Annotated in this window: 1 protein-coding gene; it reads right to left on the bottom strand. The window is 64.8% G+C overall.

The genetic code is table 11. The annotated features are described in order from the left end of the window. Positions 1-34 precede the first annotated feature (34 nt). Positions 35-1,178 (bottom strand): IS3 family transposase gene (locus D8M39_RS12445; protein ID WP_238694089.1). Its coding sequence is split into 2 segments (ribosomal slippage), with 1,142 coding nucleotides annotated over them: positions 35-913 and positions 916-1,178; the frame shifts between segments, so codons are not numbered across the junction. This gene is flagged as partial in the annotation.

Below are 1,178 nucleotides of genomic sequence, written 5' to 3'. Positions count from 1 at the left end.
GGGACTGCCGCACGAACAGGTGACAGTTGGGGTGTCAGGCCGCGAGGCTCACGGCGGGGTTCATGATGGTCTCGTATTCGATGGGGGTCAATCGACCCAGACGGGCCTGTCGACGGCGGCGGTGATACTTGCGTTCGATCCAGGTAACGATCGCGATCCGGAGCTCGTCGCGGGTCCGCCACCGCTTCCGGTCCAGGACGTTCTTTTGCAGCAGGGCGAAGAAGGACTCCATCGCGGCGTTGTCCCCAGCGGCACCGACTCTCCCCATCGATCCGATGAGGTGATGACGGTTCAACGTCTGCACGAATTTGCGTGACCGGAACTGGGATCCTCGGTCCGAATGTACGATGCAGCCAGCGACGTCACCGCGGCGGGAAGCGGCGTTGTCCAGGGCGTTCACCGCCAGTCGCGCCTTCATACGGTCGCTGATCGAGTAGCCGACGATCCGGGCTGAGAACACGTCCTTGATGGCGCAGAGGTAGAGCTTTCCCTCGTCGGTCCAGTGCTCTGTGATGTCGGTCAGCCACAGTTCGTTGACGTCATCGGCGGAGAAGTCCCGCTTCACGAGATCGTCGTGGACCGGTGGCCCGGGACGCTTTCCGTTCTTGCCGCGCTTCTTCCCGAACACGGACCACCACTGGTTGTCCCGGCAGATGCTCCATGCCGTCCGCTGGCACATCACTTCGCCGGCCTCGGCGGCTTCGCCGACCAGGAACCGGTGCCCGTACTCGGGGTCGTCGACGTGGGCGTCCAGTAACGCGTTGGCGCGGTAGGCCTCAGTCAGCTCAGCCTGGGTGACCTGCTGGTGGCGCCAGCGGTAGTAGGGCTGACGGGAGAGCTTGAGGACCCGCAGGGACACCGTGACGGGGATGCCGTCAGCGGCGAGCTCACTCACGAGCGGGTAGAACCTTTTCCCGGCAGGTTCGCCTGGGACAGGTAGGCCGCGGCACGGCGGAGGACCTCGTTCTCCTGCTGGAGCAGCCGGATCTGCTTGCGGGCCTCACGCAGCTCGGTCGACTCCTCCCGTGTCCTGCCGGGCCGGTTGCCATCGTCGATATCGGCTTGGCGGATCCACTTATGCAGCGTCATTTCGTGGACTCCGAAGTCCTTCGCGATCTGCGCGATGGTGATGCCGTCCTCACGGGACCGGGCCACTCGCACGACGTCTTCGCGGAACT

The sequence above is a fragment of the Kocuria sp. HSID17590 genome, from assembly GCF_003989485.1.
Lineage (GTDB): Bacteria > Actinomycetota > Actinomycetes > Actinomycetales > Micrococcaceae > Kocuria > Kocuria salsicia.
The sequence above is the reverse complement of the archived record's forward strand: the minus strand, read 5'-3'. Positions and strand labels throughout refer to the sequence as shown.